Genomic DNA, 19,179 nt, shown 5'->3' on the forward strand with positions numbered 1-19,179 from the left:
AGGCGGAGGTGTTGCCGTTGCTGGCCGGGGTCGGGGGCCGGGTTGGTGTGGCGGCGGTCAATGGTCCGGTGTCGGTGGTGGTGTCGGGTGAGGCCGCGGTGGTGGAGTCGGTGGCGCAGGAGGTGCGTGGCTGGGGCCGCCGGGTTCGTCGCCTGACGGTCAGTCACGCCTTCCACTCGCCCTTGATGGAGCCGATGTTGGGCGAGTTCCGGAAGGTGGCCGAAGGACTCACCTACCACCGGCCGGAGATCCCGATCGTCTCCACGATGACCGGAGTGACCGCTACGGCGGAGGAGTTGTGCGATCCCGGCTACTGGGTGTCCCACGTGCGTCGGCCGGTCCGCTTCCACGACGCGATTGGGGCGTTGGAGGAGCAGGGAACGGACCGGTTCGTGGAGATCGGTCCTGACGCCACCTGCACTGTGATGGTCCAGCAGTGCCTGGCCGAGGGTCGGGATGCGGTGTGTGTGCCGTTGCTGGTCAAGGATGCCGACGAGCCGGGTGCGGTGCTGCGGGCGTTGGCCGGTCTGCACACCACCGGTGCTCCGGTGGACTGGTCGGCCCTGTTCGCCGGTACCGGGGCACGTCGGGTCGACCTGCCCACCTACCCCTTCCAGCACAAGCGGTACTGGCTCGAGCCGCTGCCCGCGGTCGCCGACCCGAGCGGTTCCGGTCAGGTCTCCGCCGAGCACCCCCTCCTCGGCGCGGTGGTCGAACTGCCCGAGTCGGGCGGCGTCGTCCTCACCGGCCGCCTCTCGGTCGACCGGCAGGCATGGCTCACCGACCACACGGTGCTCGGCAGGGTGCTGCTGCCGGGAACGGCGTTTCTGGAGCTGGCAGTACGAGCCGGTGTGGAGGTGGGCTGCGAGACAGTCGGAGAACTGACCCTCGAAGCGCCGCTGGTCCTGCCTGAGCAGGGCGCGGTCGCCCTCCGGGTGACCGTGGACGCGGCGGACGCGACGGGCCGACGCCCCTTCGCGGTCCACGCGCGTGCCACAGAGGCCGTGGACCGTGACGTGACCGACGCCCCCTGGGCCCGGCACGCCGGCGGCATCCTGGCCGCGGCCGGCCCGCACCCGCCGCACGACACCACGCACGGCGGGCCCGCGCAGGGCCTCGCCGAGTGGCCGCCGCCCGGTGCCGAGGAGATCGGCATGGACGGCGTGTACGACGAACTCGCGGGACAGGGCTATGACTACGGGCCCGCCTTCCGCGGCCTGCGTGCGGCCTGGCGGCACGGCGGCGAGATCTACGCCGAAGTGGCCGCTCCGGAAGAGACCGCCCTGGACCCCTCCGCGTATCGGCTCCACCCGGCGCTGCTGGACGCCGCACTGCACGCCCAACTCCTCGGTGTGGACGGCGGCCAGGGGGAGGCCGGCGGCCCGCTGCTGCCCTTCTCGTGGTCCGGAGCGGTGGTCCACTCCGGAGGGGCCGGCTCGCTGCGCGTGCGTATCGCCTCGGCCGGGCCGGGCGCGGTCTCGCTGCTCGTCGCGGACGGGGAAGGCAGGCCAGTTGCCTCCGTCGAGTCGCTGGTGGTCCGGCCGGTCGACACCCTGCGCCTCGCCCCCGCGGTACCGGACGCCATGTTCCGGCTGGTGTGGGAGCCCGCCGCGGTCCCGCTGTCGGACACCGCAGCCTCCGCGGACGCCGCCGCTGTGGGGCCCGGGGCCGGCCGTCTGGCCTCGGCGCTGGGATCTTCGGTTCCGGTGTTCACCGACCTGGAGGCGCTTCGCCGCGACGTCACGGGCGGTCGCACGGCCGTGCCGCGGACCGTGGTGCTGAACTGCACGGGCACCGACAGCAAGAGCGTTCCCGACGGCGTACGGGACATGGGGGACGCCGTGCTGGAGGTGGTGCGCACCTGGCTGGGCGAGCCCGCGTTCGCCTCCTCTCGGCTCGTGCTGGTCACCACCGGTGCGATCGGCACCGGGGACGACGAGCCTGCCGAGCTCGAGACTGCGCCGGTGTGGGGACTGGTCAGATCGGCGCTGGCGGAGAACCCCGGCCGGTTCGCCCTGCTGGACCTGGACGACCGGCCGTCCTCGCTGCGCGGGCTGCGCGCCGTCCTGGACTCGGGTGAGCCCGAGAGCTGTCTGCGCGACGGGGAGCGGCTCGTCCCGAGACTCGTCCGGGAGGCCCCGCCCGCCCCACGGCCCCATCCGGACGGCACACGACCGGACTCGGTGCGAAACCCCCTGTGGGACCAGGAGGGCACGGTATTGGTGACCGGTGGCACCGGCGGGCTCGGCGCGGTGGTGGCCCGGCACCTGGTCACCGCCCGCGGCGTCCGCCGCCTGCTGCTCGTCAACCGCCGCGGTCCCGAGGCGCCCGGAGCCGACGAACTGTGCGAGGAGCTGGCCTCGCTGGGGGCCGAGGCGACAGTGGTCGGCTGCGATGTCGGGGACCGGGACGCCGTTTCGGAGCTGCTCGCGGCGGTCCCGCCGGAGCATCCGCTGGTCGCGGTGGTGCACGCCGCCGGCATCGTGGACAACGCGCTCGTCGGTGCGCTGACGCCGGCCCACCTGGACGCCGTCCTGCGGCCGAAGGCGGACGGGGCCTGGCACCTGCACGAACTCACCCTCGGCCTCGACCTTTCGGCGTTCGTACTGTTCTCCTCCGCCGCCGGATACGTGCTGGGCGCCGGACAGGCCAACTACGCGGCCGCGAACGTCTTCCTGGACGTGCTCGCCGCGCACCGGCGGGCCAGGGGACTGCCCGCCCTCTCCCTGGCCTGGGGCGCCTGGGCCGAGGACGGCGGCATGGCCGGGCAGCTTGACGAGCCGGCCCTGCGGCGGCTGGACCGGCTCGGCCTTCCGCCGCTCACCACCGCTGAGGGCCTGGCGCTGTTGGACGCAGCGCTCGACGCACCGCCCGCCCGGGGTTCGCTGGCCGTGCCACTGAAGGTGACGGTCCCGGCGCTGCGCCGCAGGCCCCGGGACGAGGTACCCGCGGTCCTGAGAGGCCTGGCGGGCGGACCCGTACGGCACAGGGCTCCGGCCGACGTGCCGGAGGACACCGCGGGCGGCCTTGCGCGGAGCCTGGCAGGGCTGCCCGAGACGGAACGCGACGCGTTCCTGCTCGACGCCGTTCGTGGCCACGTGACCGCGGTTCTCGGACACACGTCGCAGGCCGCCGTCGAACCCCGTCGCGCCTTCCAGGAGATGGGCTTCGACTCGCTGGCCGCCGTCGAGCTGCGGAACCGGCTCGGTGCGGCCGCCGGGACGACACTGCCCGCGACCGTGGTCTTCGACCACCCCACCCCCGAGGCCCTGGCCGGCCACCTGCGCGAGCTGCTGGCCCCTGCGCGGGCGGACACCCTCCAGCCGGTCCTCGAAGTCGTCGAGACGCTGGAGGCAGTGCTCGCGACGGCGGAGCAGGCAGGCGCCGATACGGACAGAGCGAGGATCTCCGCCCGGCTGGAGGCACTGCTGCGCAGGTGGCAGGGCGGCCGGAGTGCCGCGCAGCAGACCGGGGCGGACGATGACCTCGACGCTGCGACGGACGACGAACTCTTCCACGTGCTCGACGACGAACTGGGCATCTCGTGAGCGGACGGTCAATGGCGAACGACGACAAGCTGCGCGACTACCTCAAGCGTGCGACGGCGGACCTGCGCCAGACACGGCGGCGGCTGCACGAGTACGAACTCCGGTACGGCGAACCGATCGCGATCGTCGGCATGGGCTGCCGCTACCCGGGAGGCGTGGCCTCGCCGGAGGACCTGTGGCGGCTGGTCGTCGAGGGCCGGGACGCCATCGGGGAGTTCCCCGCCGACCGTGGCTGGGACGTCGACGCGATCTACGACCCGGAGCCCGAACAGCAGGACAAGACCTATGTGCGGCAGGGCGGGTTCCTCTACGAGGCGGCGGAGTTCGACGCCGACTTCTTCGGCATCAGCCCCCGCGACGCTCGGCGCGCCGACCCGCAGCAGCGGCTGCTGCTGGAGGTCTCCTGGGAGGCGTTCGAGCGGGCGGGCATTGACCCGCGGTCCCTGCACGGCAGCCCGACGGGCGTCTACGCCGGGCTGATGTACCACGACTACCTCGGCGGCAGCCCCGGCGGCAGCCTGGTGTCCGGCCATGTCGCCTACAGCCTCGGCCTGCAGGGGCCGGCCGTCTCGGTCGACACCGCCTGCTCGTCCTCCCTGGTCGCCCTCCACCTGGCCGCACAGGCCCTGCGCAGGGGCGAGTGCACCCTCGCGCTCGCGGGCGGGGCGACCGTGATGGGTACCCCGGAGATGTTCGTGGACTTCAGCCGCCAGCGCGGTCTGGCGCCCGACGGCCGCTGCAAGGCCTTCTCCGGCGACGCGGACGGCACCGCCTGGGCCGAGGGCGTCGGCGTCCTCGTCCTGGAGCGGCTGTCGGACGCCCGCCGCAACGGCCACCGGGTGCTGGCCGTGGTGCGGGGCAGCGCGGTCAACCAGGACGGCGCCTCCAACGGCTTCTCGGCGCCCAACGGACCCGCCCAGGTCCGTGTCATCGAGCAGGCGCTGGCCGACGCCGGCCTCGTCTCCTCGGACGTGGACGCGGTCGAGGCGCACGGCACCGGCACTTCCCTCGGCGACCCGATCGAAGCGCAGGCGCTGCTGGCCACCTACGGTCAGAGGCGTGCGGCGGACCGCCCCCTGTGGCTGGGCTCGCTCAAGTCGAACATCGGGCACGCCCAGGCCGCGTCCGGGGTCGGCGGCGTGATCAAGACGGTCATGGCCCTGCGGCATGGCGTGCTCCCGCGCACCCTGCACGTCTCCGAGCCCACACCGCACGTCGACTGGTCCCCCGGAACGGTCGCGCTCCTGACCGAGGAGCGGGACTGGCCGGCGACGGGCCGACCGCGGCGGGCCGCCGTGTCCTCCTTCGGGATCAGTGGCACCAACGCGCACGTCATCATCGAACAGGCCGACGAGGAACCGTCCGGGGACGAGCCCGCCGCCGACCCGGTGGTGGCCCCCCTCGTGCTCTCGGCCCGCGGCGAGGAGGCGCTCGCCGAACAGGCCCGGCGGCTCGCGGACGCCATGGCGGACCGCCCCGGCGCGGGCCTCGCCGACCTGGGACACTCCCTGGCCACCCGACGCACCGCGTTCGAGGACCGGGCGGTCGTGGTCGGACGGGAGCGGGAACGGCTCCTGGACGCCCTGCACGACCTGGCCGCAGGCCGGTCGAGGACCGGTGTCGTCACCGGGCGGGCGAAGCCCGGCGGCAGGACTGTGTTCGTCTTCCCCGGCCAGGGCTGGCAGTGGGCCGGGATGGCCGCAGGGCTGCTGGAGGAGTCGTCGGACTTCGCCGAGCACGTCGAGGTGTGCGAGAAGGCGCTCGCCCCGTACGTCGACTGGTCGCTCACCGCTGTGCTGCGCGGCGAGTCCGGGGCCCCGGCGCACGAGCGGGTGGACGTGCTGCAACCGGTGCTGTGGGCCGTCATGGTGTCGCTGGCCGCGGTGTGGCGAGTCCACGGGGTCGAACCCGACGCGGTCATCGGGCACTCGCAGGGCGAGATCGCGGCGGCCTGCGTCGCCGGGGCGCTCTCCCTTGAGGACGGGGCGCGCGTGGTCGCACTGCGCAGCAGAGCCATCGGCGAGTTGCTCGCCGGCCGCGACGGCGGCATGCTCCACGTGGCGCTGCCCGCCGAGCGGATACGGCCGCGCCTGGAGCGCTGGGGGGACAGGATCTCGGTCGCCGCCGACAACGGCATCCGGTCCGTCGTCCTTTCCGGCGAGGGCGCCGCGCTGGACGAACTACGGGCCGAGCTGGTGGCCGAGGACGTGCAGGCCAAGCGGGTCACGGTGGACTACGCCTCGCACTCCGCCGACGTCGAACTCCTGGAACAGCGGCTGCTGCAGGAGCTCGCGCCGCTCGACCCCGGCGAGCCGGACGTCCCGATGCTGTCGACCGTCACCGGAGCGTGGGTCGGGGCAGGAGAGCTCGACGCGCGTTACTGGTACGCGAACCTCCGCCGCACCGTCCGGTTCGCCCCGGTCGTACGTGACCTCGCCGAGCGCGGCTTCACGGCCTACACCGAGGTCAGCGCACACCCCGTCCTGGCGATGAGCGTCCAGGAGACTCTGGAGGAACTGAACCACGACGCCGTGGTGGCCGGCACGCTGCGCCGCGACGAGGGCGGGCTCGACCGGTTCGCCACGTCGGCTGCGGAGCTGTACGTGGCCGGAGTGCCGGTGGACTGGGCGGCGTTCTTTCCCGGCGGCGGGCAGACGGACCTGCCGACCTACCCCTTCCAGCACCGCCGCTACTGGCTGGAGGAGGAGTCCCCGGCACAGACGGCTACCGCCCCACCGCCCGGGCACCAGGTCGGCCACGCTTTCTGGCAGGCCGTCGAGGAAGGCGACAGGGACGGCCTCGGCACCCTCCTGGGCGTCGACCCCGAGGACCTGGGCCGCGTCGTGCCCGCGCTCTCCGACTGGCACCGGCGGCAGACCGAGGCGGCAACGGTGGACTTCTGGCGGTACCGGGTGGACTGGCAGCCGCTGCCCGGCACCGCGTCCGGCCCGCTGCAGGGCAGCTGGCTGCTCGTCGCACCGGCGGGCGCGGAACCGGCCGCGGCACTGGCGGACGCCCTCGCCGCGCACCGGACGGACCTGATCCGAGTCGAGACGCACGACACCCGACGCGCCCACCTCACAGAGCGGCTGCGCACTGCCGCGGAGGGCAGGCCGATCGCGGGCGTGCTGTCGCTGCTGGCGTTCGACGACCGGGAGCGCAGGGCGGACCAGGACCACCTGGTGGACGCCGTCGCGCTGCTGCAGGCACTGGCCGACGCCGGCGTCACCGCCCCCCTGTGGAACATGACCCGCGGCGCGGTCGCCGTACGGCGCCACGAGGACGTCGATCCGGCGGCGAGCGCGCTGTGGGGACTGGGCACGGTTTCGGGGCTCGACAGGCCCGGCACCTGGGGCGGCACGATCGACCTGACCGGGCCCGTCGACGGCCGGGCGGCCGACCGGCTCTGCGCTGCGCTGTCCGGCACCGGGGGAGAGGACCAGATCGCGATCCGGCCGGACGGTGTGTACGCGCGCCGGCTGGTGCGCGCACCCCGGGCCGCCTCGGCCGCCGCGGAGCACTGGCGCCCGCGCGGCACGGTCCTGGTCACCGGCGGCACCGGCGCGGTCGGCTCCCACGTGGCACGCGCGCTGGCCCGGAACGGGGCCGCCCATCTGGTCCTGGCCGGCCGGCGCGGACCCGAGGCTCCGGGCGCGGACCGGCTGGAGGCGGAACTCACCGCCCTGGGAGCCCGGGTGACCGTCGCCGCCTGCGACGTCGCCGACGGCGACGCGCTGCGCGCACTGCTCGACTCGCTGCCGGACGACGAACCGCTGACCGCTGTGTTCCACGCGGCGGGCGTGTTGGAGGAGGAACCGCCGCTGGCGGAGACCACCCCGCAGCGGCTCGCGGACCTCACCCGCGCCAAGACCGCCGGAGCGGTCCACCTCGACCGGCTGCTCGGCGACCGGGAACTGGACGCCTTCGTACTGTTCTCCTCGGGGGCCGCCGTGTGGGGCACCGCCGGCCGGCCCGCCTATGCGGCTGCCAACGCCTTCCTCGACGGACTGGCGCAGCGGCGCAGGGCCCGCGGCGCCGCCGCCACCTCGGTCGCCTGGGGCTCCTGGGCCGGAGGCGGCATGGTCGACGCCCGGTCCGGCGCTGCGCTCCGGCGCATGGGGCTGACCGAGATGGACCCGGAGCGGGCGCTCCAAGCGCTTGAACAGGCGCTCACCGACTCCGACGGCCACCTCGTCGTCGCCGATATCGACTGGAGCAGGTTCGCGCCCGTCTACACCCTCGCCCGCCCCCGCCCGCTGCTGCACGCCCTTCCCGATGCGGTCGCCGCGCTCGACGACGATGCCGGAGTGACACCCGGCCGGGACGACTCCGCCGCGCAGGCGTTCGCGACCCGGCTCGCCCGCGCGACCCCCGGGGAGCGGGAGCGGCTGGCGCTGGACCTGGTACGGAGTCAGGCCGCAGTCGTCCTGGGGCACGACGGGCCCTCGGCGGTCGAACCCGGCCGGGCCTTCAAGGACCTCGGCTTCGACTCGGTCGGCGCGGTCGACCTGCGCAACCGGCTGAACGCCCGTACCGGCCTGAGGCTGCCCGCCACCGTCGTCTTCGACCACGCCACGTCAAAGGCACTGGCCGCGCACCTGACCGCAGTCCTCGGCGGTGGGCCTGACGGCGCCGACAGGGACGCCGTCACCGTACTGGCCGCGCTGGACCGGCTGGAGGCACTGGCGGAGCGGATGCCGCGCGAGGAGATCGACGCGACCCGGCTCACGGCGCGCCTGCAGTCGCTGGTGAACCGGCTGAATCGGACCCTCGGAGCGACAGGGCCGGAGGCACCCCTGGAGAACCGGCTCGACGGAGCCACCGCCGACGACCTCTTCGCCCTCATCGACAAGGAGTTCGGGTCGACGTGACCCCGCCCACGCATGTCGCTGACCTGAACCGACGGATCGACAAGAGGCTCCGATGAACAATGAGAAGAAGCTTCTCGACTACCTCAAGCGAGTGACGGCGGACCTGCACCACACCCGCGAACGACTGCGCGAACTGGAGACGGCTGAACAGGAACCGGTCGCGGTCGTCGCGATGAGCTGCCGCTACCCGGGAGGCGTGGCCTCGCCGGAGGACCTGTGGCGGCTCGTCGCCGAGGAGCGCGACGCGATCGGCCCCTTCCCCGCCGACCGCGGCTGGGACCTGGGGGCCCTCTACGACACCGACCCCGGCAGCTCCGGCACCAGCTACGTACGCGAAGGCGGATTCGTCCACGACGCAGGCGAGTTCGACGCCTCGCTGTTCGGCATCTCGCCGCGCGAGGCCCTGGCCATGGACCCCCAGCAGCGCCTGGTGCTCGAACTCGCCTGGGAGGTCATGGAACGTGGCCGGATAGCACCGGACTCGCTGCGCGGAGCCCAGGTCGGAGTGTTCGTCGGCAGCGGCAGCCAGGACTACTACGAGGACCTCTCCCGGCCGGCCGGCTCCAGGGCCGTCGAGGACTACCTGAGCACCGGCAACGCGGCGTCGGTGCTCTCCGGCCGGGTGGCCTACACCTTCGGCCTGGAGGGCCCGGCCGTCACCGTCGACACCGCCTGCTCCTCCTCGCTCGTCGCCCTGCACCTCGCCGGACGGGCGCTGCAACGGCGCGAGTGCTCGTTCGCGCTGGCCGGCGGCGTGATGGTGATGTCCGCGCCCGGACCGTTCCTCGCGTTCAGCCGGCAGCGCGGGCTCGCGGCCGACGGCCGCTGCAAGGCCTTCTCCGACGACGCGGACGGCACCGGCTGGGCCGAGGGAGCCGGCCTGCTGCTGCTCGAGCGGCTCTCCGACGCCCGCCGCAACGGGCACCCCGTGCTTGCCGTCATCCGGGGCTCGGCCGTCAACTCCGACGGCGCGTCCAACGGCTTGACGGCACCCAACGGCCCTTCGCAGCAGCGCGCCATCCGCCGGGCGCTGGCCGACGCCGGGCTGTCCGCGGCCGAGGTGGACGCGGTGGAGGGACACGGGACCGGCACGACGCTGGGCGACCCGATCGAGGCGCAGGCCGTCATCGCCGCCTACGGTCAGGACCGGCCCGAGGACCGTCCGCTGTGGCTGGGCTCCCTGAAGTCCAACATCGGCCACGCGCAGGCCGCCGCCGGCGTGGCAGGCGTCATCAAGATGGTCATGGCCATGCGACACGGCGTGCTCCCGCGCACCCTGCACGTCTCCGAACCCACCCGGCAGGTCGACTGGACCGCAGGACGGGTCCGCCTGCTCACCGAGGCCCGGGAGTGGTCGCGCGGCGAACGGCCGCGCCGCGCCGGGGTGTCGTCGTTCGGCGTCAGCGGCACCAACGCGCACCTGATCGTCGAGGAGGCCGAACCGGCGCCTGCCGAACCCGTCGGCTCCCCCCGGCCCGGCCGGCCGGCCGGCGTGCCCGTGCCGTGGCCGGTCTCCGGACACAGCGCGGACGCGCTGCGCGCCCAGGCCGACCGCCTGCGCGTCCACCTGGAGGAGAACCCGGAAGCCGACGCGTCCGACATCGGTCGCTCCCTGGCCGCCACCCGCGCCGCTCTGGACCACCGCGCTGTGGTGCTCGCCGAGAACACCGCCGACGGAATCGGCAAAATGGCCGCGCTCGCCGCGGACGAGCCGCATCCCGAGGTCCTGCGCGGCACCGCCGACGACGGGCCGACTGCCTTCCTCTTCACCGGGCAGGGCGCCCAGCGCCTCGCCATGGGCCGTGAACTCCACTCCCTGTACCCGGAGTTCGCCGATCCCCTGGACGCCGTGTGCGCCGAGTTCGACAAACGCCTCGACCGCCCCCTGCGCGAGGTGATGTTCGAGGACGCCGAGGCGCTCGACCGCACCGAGTACGCCCAGCCCGCGCTCTTCGCGGTGGAGGTGGCGCTGTACCGGCTGTTGGAGTCCTGGGGCGTGACGCCCGACCTGCTGCTCGGTCATTCCATCGGCGAGCTCGCCGCCGCCCATGTCGCGGGTGTGTGGTCCCTGGAGGACGCCTGCACACTGGTGGCGGCCCGCGGTCGGCTGATGCAGGCGCTGCCCGCGGGCGGAGCCATGGCCGCGGTGCAGGCCGGGGAGGAAGAGGTGCGGCCCCTGCTCGACGACCGGGTCGGCATCGCCGCCGTCAACGGGCCGTCGTCCGTGGTCGTCTCCGGCGAGGAGGAGTCGGTCCTCGGCATCGTGGCGGCCTTCGCGAAGCAGGGCCGCAGGACGCACCGGCTGCGGGTCTCCCATGCCTTCCACTCACCCCTGATGGAGGAGATGCTCGACGACTTCGGACGCGTCGCCAAGTCGCTGGCGTACGCAGAGCCGGACATCCCGGTGGTCTCCCACACGGCCGACGGACCGGTCGCCGCCCACGAACTGTGCTCACCGGAGTACTGGGTGCGCCACGTCCGCGAGGCCGTCCGCTTCCACGAAGGCATCCGCCACCTGGAGGCCGAGGGCGTCACACGGTACGTCGAGATCGGCCCGGACGGCGTGCTCACCGCCCTGGTGCGCGACTGCCTGACCGACACGGCGGACAGCGCGGTCCTGTACCCGCTGCTGCGCCGCGACCGCGGCGAGGCACGGACGCTGCTCACCGCCCTGGCCGGATTGCACACCGCGGGCGCCACCCCGGACTGGGCGGCCGTGCACGACGCACGCGGAGCCCGTACGGTGCCGCTGCCGACGTACGCCTTCCAGCGCCGCCGCTACTGGCTGGAGGACCGCACGCGGCGCGACGGGGTGACCGCCGCGGGCCTGGACGCCGCGGGCCACCCGCTGCTGGGCGCGGCCGTCTCTCTCGCCGACACCGGCGGTGTCGTCCTCAGCGGCATCCTGTCCACTGGCCGGCACCCGTGGCTGACCCACCACCGGGCCGGGGACACCGTGACCCTGCCCGGCACCGCGTTCCTGGAACTGGCGATCCACGCGGGCGACCAGGTCGGCTGCACCCGGGTGGCGGAACTGACCCTGGGCGCCCCGCTGGTGCTGCCGGAGCACCGCGGCGTACGGGTGCAGGTTGCCGTGGGCGGTGCCGACGCATCGGGGGCACGTCACCTCACGGTGCACTCGCGGCCGGAGGAGGCCGCCCCGGACGCCGAGTGGACCACGCACGCCACGGGAGTGCTGGAGCCGCCGAGCGCCCAGCCTGCCACCGGACCGGACGCATGGCCGCCCGCCGGCGTCGAGCCGATCGACCTCACCGTTCTGTACGAGGAGTTCGAGGACTCGGGCCTGGCCTACGGCCCGGCCTTCCGCGGACTGCGCGCGGCATGGCGCCTGGGCGAGGAGATCCACGCCGAAGTACGGCTCCCCGAGGACGTGTCGGGCGAGGCGGCGGCCTTCGGACTGCACCCGGCGGCCCTGGACGCGGCCACCCACGCGCTGCGCGCCGCCGGAGGCGACGAGGCCGGCGCCGCGGGCCGCCTCCCCTTCTCCTGGTCCGGAGCAGAACTGCACGCCGCCGGCGCCTCGTTCCTGCGAGTCCGCTTCACCCCCACCGGCGACGACTCGTACGCGATCACCGTCGCGGACGCCGCCGGCGCCCCGGTGGCCACTGTCGACTCCGCCGTCTTCCGGCCCGTCGCCCCGTCGCGGCTCTCCGTCGCGGGCAGCCCCCCGCTCCACCGGATCCACTGGCAGCCGATCGCCGCGCCCGCCCCCGCCGCGCCGCCGAGCGCGGCTCTCTTCGAGAAGGCGGTGGCCACCGGGGACGCGGTACCGGACGCGGTCCTGCTGGAGTGCACCGGCGGCACGGGCGCAGAAGAGGTGCGCGCCGCCACCCACCGGGCGCTGGCCGCCGTCCAGAGCTGGCTCGGGGACGACCGGTTCGCCGACTCGACCCTGGTCTTCGTGACGACGGGCGCCGTCGCGGCCGACGGCGACGGGCCGACGGACCTCGCCGGTGCCGCGGTCTGGGGCCTGATCCGCTCCGCGCAGGCCGAGCACCCCGGCCGGTTCGTGCTGCTCGACGTGGAGCGGGGGACCGACACCGAGGCGCTCCTACCCGCCGCCCTCGGCTCGACGGAGCCCCAGCTCGCCGTACGAGACGGCCGTCTCCACGTCCCCCGGCTGGCCCGCGTCCCGCAGGCCGAGGAGCACGGCGGCGACGTGCCCCGGCTGGACCCGGACGGCACGGTCCTCGTCACCGGCGCATCCGGAGCCCTCGGCGGCGCCGTCGCCCGCCACTTGGTCGTCGAACACGGCGTCCGGCACCTCCTGTTGGTCAGCCGCAAGGGACCCGACGGCGTGGCCGGGCTGACCGGGGAACTCTCGGCGGCCGGGGCCCGGGTCACGGTCGCGGCCTGCGACCTCACCGACCGCGACGCGCTCGCCGAAGTCCTGGCTGCCATACCCGGCGAGCATCCGCTGACCGCGGTCGTCCACGCCGCGGGAGCGCTCGACGACGGTGTGCTGACCTCCCTCACCCCGGAACGCCTGGACGCCGTACTGGGACCGAAGGCCGAGGCCGCCCTCCGGCTGCACGAGCTCACCCGGGACCTGGACCTGGCCGGCTTCGTCCTCTTCTCCTCGCTCTCGGGACTGCTGGGCGCCCCCGGCCAGGGCAACTACGCCGCCGCCAACGCCTTCCTCGACGCCCTGGCCGCCCACCGGCGGGCCGCGGGACTGCCCGCCGTCTCGCTCGTCTGGGGATGGTGGGAGCAGGAGGGTGGCATGGCCGACACCCTCGAGGAGACCGACCGTGCCCGGCTGTCCCACGGCGGGGTGCTGCCCCTGTCCACGAGGCAGGGGTTGGCCCTCTTCGACGCCGCCCTGGGTTCCGCCGACCCCCTGGTCGTCGCCGCCCGGTTCGACCTGCCGGCTCTGCGCGCGCCCGGCGCCGAGACGCCCGCGGCCCTGCGCGGACTGACCGGGGGTGGGCCCCGGCGCGCCGCGGCCGGTGCCGCCGCGCAGGACACCGCCACACTCGCCGAGACGCTGCGGGCCCTGCCGGAGGACGAACGCCCCGCCGCGGTCCTGGACCTGGTCCGCACCCGGGTGGCCGCCGTCCTGGGCCACGGCTCCCTCGAAGACGTCGAACCGGGCAAGGAGTTCCAGCAGCTCGGCTTCGACTCGCTGACCGCCGTCGAACTGCGCAACGGGCTCAACACGGCCACCGGACTGCGGCTGCCCGCCACCCTGGTCTTCGACCACCCGACACCGGCGGTCCTCGCCCGGCACCTCCTGGCCGAACTGACCGGGGCGGCCGACGAGGCCGCGGCCCCGGCAGTCGCCCCCCGGACCGGCGACGCGATCGCGATCGTCGGGATGGCCTGCCGGTTCCCCGGCGGCGCGCACACCCCCGACGACCTGTGGCGGCTCGTCAGCGAGGGAGTCGACGCCATCGGCGAGTTCCCCGCCGACCGCGGCTGGGACCTGGACGGCCTCTACGACCCGGACGGGCGGCGGCCCGGTACCACCTACGTCCGCGAAGGCGGATTCGTGTACGACGCGGGCGACTTCGACCCGGGCTTCTTCGGTGTCTCCCCGAAGGAGGCCGCACTGCTCGACCCGCAGCAGCGGTTGCTGCTGGAGGCGTCCTGGGAGGCCCTGGAGCGGGGCGGCATCGACCCCGTGTCGCTGCGCGGCAGCGCCACCGGCGTCTACGCCGGTGTCCAGTACCACGACTACGTGGGCAGCAACAGCACCGGAGCCGTCGTCTCCGGCCGGGTCGCCTACACCCTGGGTCTGGAGGGTCCGGCGGTGTCCGTGGACACCGCCTGCTCCTCCTCCCTCGTGGCCATGCACATGGCCGCCCAGACGCTGAGGATGGGCGAGTGCTCACTCGCGCTCGTCGGGGGAGTGACCGTCATGGCCACCCCGGAGACCTTCACCGAGTTCAGCCGGCAGCGCGGGCTCGCCCCGGACGGCCGCTGCAAGGCGTTCTCCGGAGAGGCGGACGGCACCGCCTGGTCCGAGGGTGTGGGTGTGCTGGTGCTGGAGCGGTTGTCGGATGCGCGGCGCAATGGGCATCGGGTCCTGGCGGTGGTGCGGGGCAGCGCGGTGAACCAGGACGGTGCGTCCAACGGTCTGACGGCGCCGAACGGGCCTTCGCAGCAGCGGGTGATTCGGGCGGCGTTGGCTGATGCCGGGTTGTCCGGGGCTGAGGTGGATGTGGTGGAGGCGCATGGGACGGGGACGCGTCTGGGTGATCCGATCGAGGCGCAGGCGTTGCTGGCGACGTATGGCCGGGATCGTGGGGTGGGTCGTCCGTTGTGGCTGGGGTCGGTGAAGTCCAATATCGGGCATACCCAGGCGGCGGCGGGTGTGGCTGGTGTGATCAAGATGGTGATGGCGATGCGGTCCGGGGTGTTGCCGCGGACGTTGCATGTGGATGAGCCGTCGCCGCAGGTGGATTGGTCGGCGGGTGCGGTGGAACTGCTCACCGAGCCACGTGCTTGGGAGGCCGAGGGGCGTCCGCGCCGCGCGGGAATCTCCTCGTTCGGTGTCAGCGGCACCAATGCGCACGTGATCATCGAGGAACACGTTGCCGCGCCGGACCCGGCCCAGGAGCCGACCGCGGACGAGGCCCCGTCGAAGCGGGCGGTCTCCGGAGCCGTGCCGTGGCCGCTGGCAGCCCGCACCGGGGATGCCCTGCGGGCCCAGGCCGAGCGCATGCTGGCCCGTCTCGACGAGGACCCGGACCTGGACCTCGCGGACATCGGGTACTCACTGGCGACCACCCGGTCGGTCTTCGACCACCGCGCCGTCCTGTTCGGCAGCAGGCGACCGGAGTTCCTGCGCGGTCTGATGGCGTTGGCGGATGGTGAGGAGGCGCCGGGTCTGGTTCGGGGTGTGGCGGATGCCGGGGGTCGGACGGCGTTCGTGTTCTCGGGTCAGGGGTCGCAGCGTGCCGGTATGGGGCGTGAGTTGTATGAGGCGTTCCCTGTGTTCGCCGAGGCTTTTGATGTGGTGTGTGCGGTGTTGGACGGACGTGTGGGGCGTTCGTTGCGGGATGTTGTGTTTGCGCTGGAGGGCAGTGCGGACGCGGTGTTGTTGGATGCGACGGGGTTTACGCAGCCGGCGTTGTTCGCGGTGCAGGTGGCGTTGTACCGGCTGCTGGAGTCCTGGGGTGTGGTGCCGGATGTGCTGGTGGGGCATTCGGTCGGTGAGTTGGCGGCTGCGCATGTGGCGGGGGTGTGGTCGCTTGAGGATGCCTGTGCGTTGGTGGTGGCTCGTGGTCGGTTGATGCAGGCGTTGCCGTCGGGTGGTGCGATGGTGGCGTTGGAGGCTGGTGAGGCGGAGGTGTTGCCGTTGCTGGCCGGGGTCGGGGGCCGGGTTGGTGTGGCGGCGGTCAATGGTCCGGTGTCGGTGGTGGTGTCGGGTGAGGCCGCGGTGGTGGAGTCGGTGGCGCAGGAGGTGCGTGGCTGGGGCCGGCGGGTTCGCCGTCTGACGGTGAGTCATGCGTTCCACTCGCCGTTGATGGAGCCGATGTTGGGCGAGTTCCGGGAGGTGGCCGAAGGACTCACCTACCACCGACCGCGGATTGCGGTGGTGTCGTCGCTGACGGGTGCGGTGGCCACGGCGGAGGAGCTGTGCGATCCGGGCTACTGGGTGTCTCACGTGCGTCGGCCGGTCCGCTTCCACGACGCGGTACAGGTGTTGGAGGGGCAGGGGGTGGGCCGGTTCGTGGAGATCGGTCCTGACGCCACCTGCACTGTGATGGTCCAGCAGTGCCTGGCCGAGGGTCGGGATGCGGTGTGTGTGCCGTTGTTGGTCAGGGACGCCGACGAGCCGGGTGCGGTGCTGCGGGCGTTGGCCGGTCTGCACACCACCGGTGCCCCGGTGGACTGGTCGGCCCTGTTCGCCGGTACCGGGGCACGTCGGGTCGACCTGCCCACCTACCCCTTCCAGCACAAGCGGTACTGGGTGGACAGCACCAGCGGTGCCCCCGCCCCCGGGGCCACCGGCCACCCGCTGCTCGGACCCGCCGTCGAACTCGCCGACTCCGGCGGGCTGCTGTTCACCGGCAGGCTCTCGGCGGGCACCCACTCGTGGCTGGAGGACCACAAGCCCGGCGGCCGGATTCTGTTCCCCGGCACCGGCATGGTGGAGATGGCCGTACACGCAGGCGAGTCCGTGGGCTGCCCGCGCCTGGAGGAACTCACCCACGAGGCGCCGCTGGTGGTACCACCGCGCTCCGGCGTGCGCGTGCAGTGCACGCTGTCCGCCCCGGACAGTGACGGCACACGGCGATTCAGCCTGCACTCGCGGCCCGAGGGGGCGGACGACGGCCGGCCCTGGACCCGGCACACGACCGGCGTGCTGGCCCCGACCGGCGGGCGCCCGTCCTTCGACCTGTCCGCCTGGCCTCCGGCCGGGGCCGAACAGGTGTCGCTGGACGGCATGTACGAGGAACTCGCGGACCGCGGGCTCGACTACGGGCCCGCCTTCCGAGGCCTGCGCCGGGCCTGGAAGCGTGGCGACGAGGTCTACGCCGAGGTCGCACTGGATCGGCCCGAACAGGCCGGGGCGGAGAACTACGGCCTGCATCCCGCCGTATTCGACGCGGCACTGCACACGATCGGTATCGGTGGCTCCGACGCGGCCGCCCGCGAGGCCGCACTGCCCTTCACCTGGGAACGGGTGGAGCTGTACGCCGTCGGCGCGAGCGCACTGCGGATCCGGGTGCGGCGCTCCGGCACCGGGCACGCGGCGCTGGACATGGCAGACGGGACCGGACGGCCGGTGGCCACCGTCGGCTCGCTGGTGCTGCGCCCGATGTCGGCCCAGGAACCGGACCCGGCCCCCGCCGCCGACTCGCTCTTCCGGACGGAATGGCGCCCGCTGCCGGTCGGCGAGGCCGCGGCCACGGGACGCTGGAGCGTGCTGGGCCAGGACCGTTGGGGCCTGGCCGGCGAGTACGGCGCGCAGGTCGTACCGGACCTGGACGCGGCGGTGGGCAGCGACATCGTGCTGCTGCCCTGCGGAGGCGAGGAACGGCGGCCGGGGGAGGAGGTGCACCGCGTTCTCGGCCTGCTGCAGTCCTGGCTGGCCGACGAGCGGTTCGCCGCCGGGAAGCTGGTCGTCGTCACATGCTGCGCCACCGCCGTCGGCGGAAGTACCGCCGTGGATCTGGCCGGTGCTGCCGTGGGTGGCCTGGTGCGCTCCGCACAGGCGGAGCACCCCGATCGGATCGTGCTCGTCGACCTGGGCGCCGAGGACACGGCCGCCGCCGGAGCCCGACTGCGCGGGCTGTCCACGGCGGTGACCGCGGACGAACCCCATCTGGTGCTGCGAGGCGGAGGCGTCCGGGTGCCGCGGCTGGTCCGGGCGACCGTGTCCGCCACCGGAGCCGGACCGGCCTGGGACCCCGAGGGCACAGTACTGATCACCGGCGCGACAGGTGCACTCGGCAGGCTGGTCGCCCGTCACGTGGTGGCCAGGCACGGTGCCCGGCACCTGCTGCTGGCCGGACGCCGGGGCCCGGCCGCACCCGGCGCCGCCGAACTGCGCGCGGAGCTCACCGGACTGGGAGCCACGGTCTCACTGGTCGCCTGCGACGTCGCCGACCCGGAGGCGACCGCCGCCATGCTGGCGGCAGTGCCCGCCGAGCACCCACTGACCGCGGTGGTGCACACCGCGGGCGTGCTCGACGACGCGGTCGTGTCCTCCCTGACCCCCGAACGAGTGGACCGCGTCCTGCGGCCCAAGGTGGACGCGGCCCTGGTACTGGACCGGCTGACCAGGGACCTGGAACTGTCGGCGTTCGTCCTGTTCTCCTCGGCCGCCGGAGTGCTCGGCGCGCCGGGACAGGGCAGCTACGCCGCCGCCAACGCCTTCCTGGACGCCCTGGCCGCGCGGCGCAGGGCGGCCGGGCTCGCCGCGACCTCTCTCGCCTGGGGCCTGTGGGACACCGGCGGCGACGGAATGGCGGCCGGGCTCGGTGAGGCGGACGTCCGGCGCATCGCGACCGGCGGCATCGGCGCGCTGACCCCCGAGGAGGGGCTGGCCCTCCTCGACAGCGCGCTCGGCACGGACGAGCCCGTTCTGCTGCCCATGCGCCTCGACACGGACGCCTACGCCGCCGGCGAGGCCGACGACGTACCGGCGCCGCTGCGCGACCTGGTGCGCCCGGCACCGCGCAGGGCCGCCCAGGACACCCCCGAGGACTCGGTCGGCGCCCTGCGGGACCGCCTCGCCCAGGCGCCGCCGCACAAGCGGCTGCCGATGCTGCTCGACCTCGTGCGGACGCACGCGGCCTCCCTGCTGGGACACGAGGGGCGCGAAGCCGTCGAGCCGGACCGCGCGTTCAGCGAGCTCGGCTTCGACTCGCTGGCCGCGGTCGGGTTCCGCAACAAGCTCACCCTGGTCACCGGGTTGCGGCTGCCGGCGAGTCTGATCTTCGACCACCCCAGCCCGCGGGCCCTCGCCGCCCACCTGCACGCGGAACTGGCGCCCGAGCCGGAGGACACCGGAGCGGGCGGGGACGACGGGCGCACGCCGACCGACAAGGAGATCCGCCGGATCCTGGCCGCCGTACCGCCGGCCAGGCTGCGCGACAGCGGGCTGCTGGACGCCCTGCGCGCGTTCGCCGATGCCGAGGCAGGGGAGCAGACCCCGGCGCCGGAGGCGAACGGCGCCATCGACGAGATCGACACGATGAGCGCCGAGGACCTCATCGCCAGGGCGATGGGAGGCGAGTAAGAGGGCACACACGCGTCCCGGTGAGGCAGGGGCGGCACCAGCC

Annotated in this window: 3 protein-coding genes; all 3 read left to right on the forward strand. The window is 74.1% G+C overall.

Annotated elements, in window-relative coordinates; all coding sequences use genetic code 11:
• The coding region (locus tag ACFU6I_RS31760) for an SDR family NAD(P)-dependent oxidoreductase (protein ID WP_384372882.1) at positions 1 to 3,548 on the forward strand (3,548 nt) is incomplete at its 5' end.
• A gap of 11 nt (positions 3,549 to 3,559) precedes the next feature.
• Complete coding sequence (locus tag ACFU6I_RS31765) at positions 3,560 to 8,419, forward strand: type I polyketide synthase (RefSeq protein WP_384372884.1); 4,860 nt, start codon at positions 3,560 to 3,562, stop codon at positions 8,417 to 8,419.
• Positions 8,420 to 8,471: 52 nt separating this feature from the next.
• Entirely contained in the window at positions 8,472 to 19,136 is a 10,665-nt protein-coding gene (locus ACFU6I_RS31770; RefSeq protein WP_384372886.1) for an SDR family NAD(P)-dependent oxidoreductase, read from the forward strand.
• Positions 19,137 to 19,179 lie beyond the last annotated feature (43 nt).

The organism is Streptomyces sp. NPDC057486 (assembly GCF_042802415.1).
GTDB classification, from domain to species: domain Bacteria; phylum Actinomycetota; class Actinomycetes; order Streptomycetales; family Streptomycetaceae; genus Streptomyces; species Streptomyces yanii.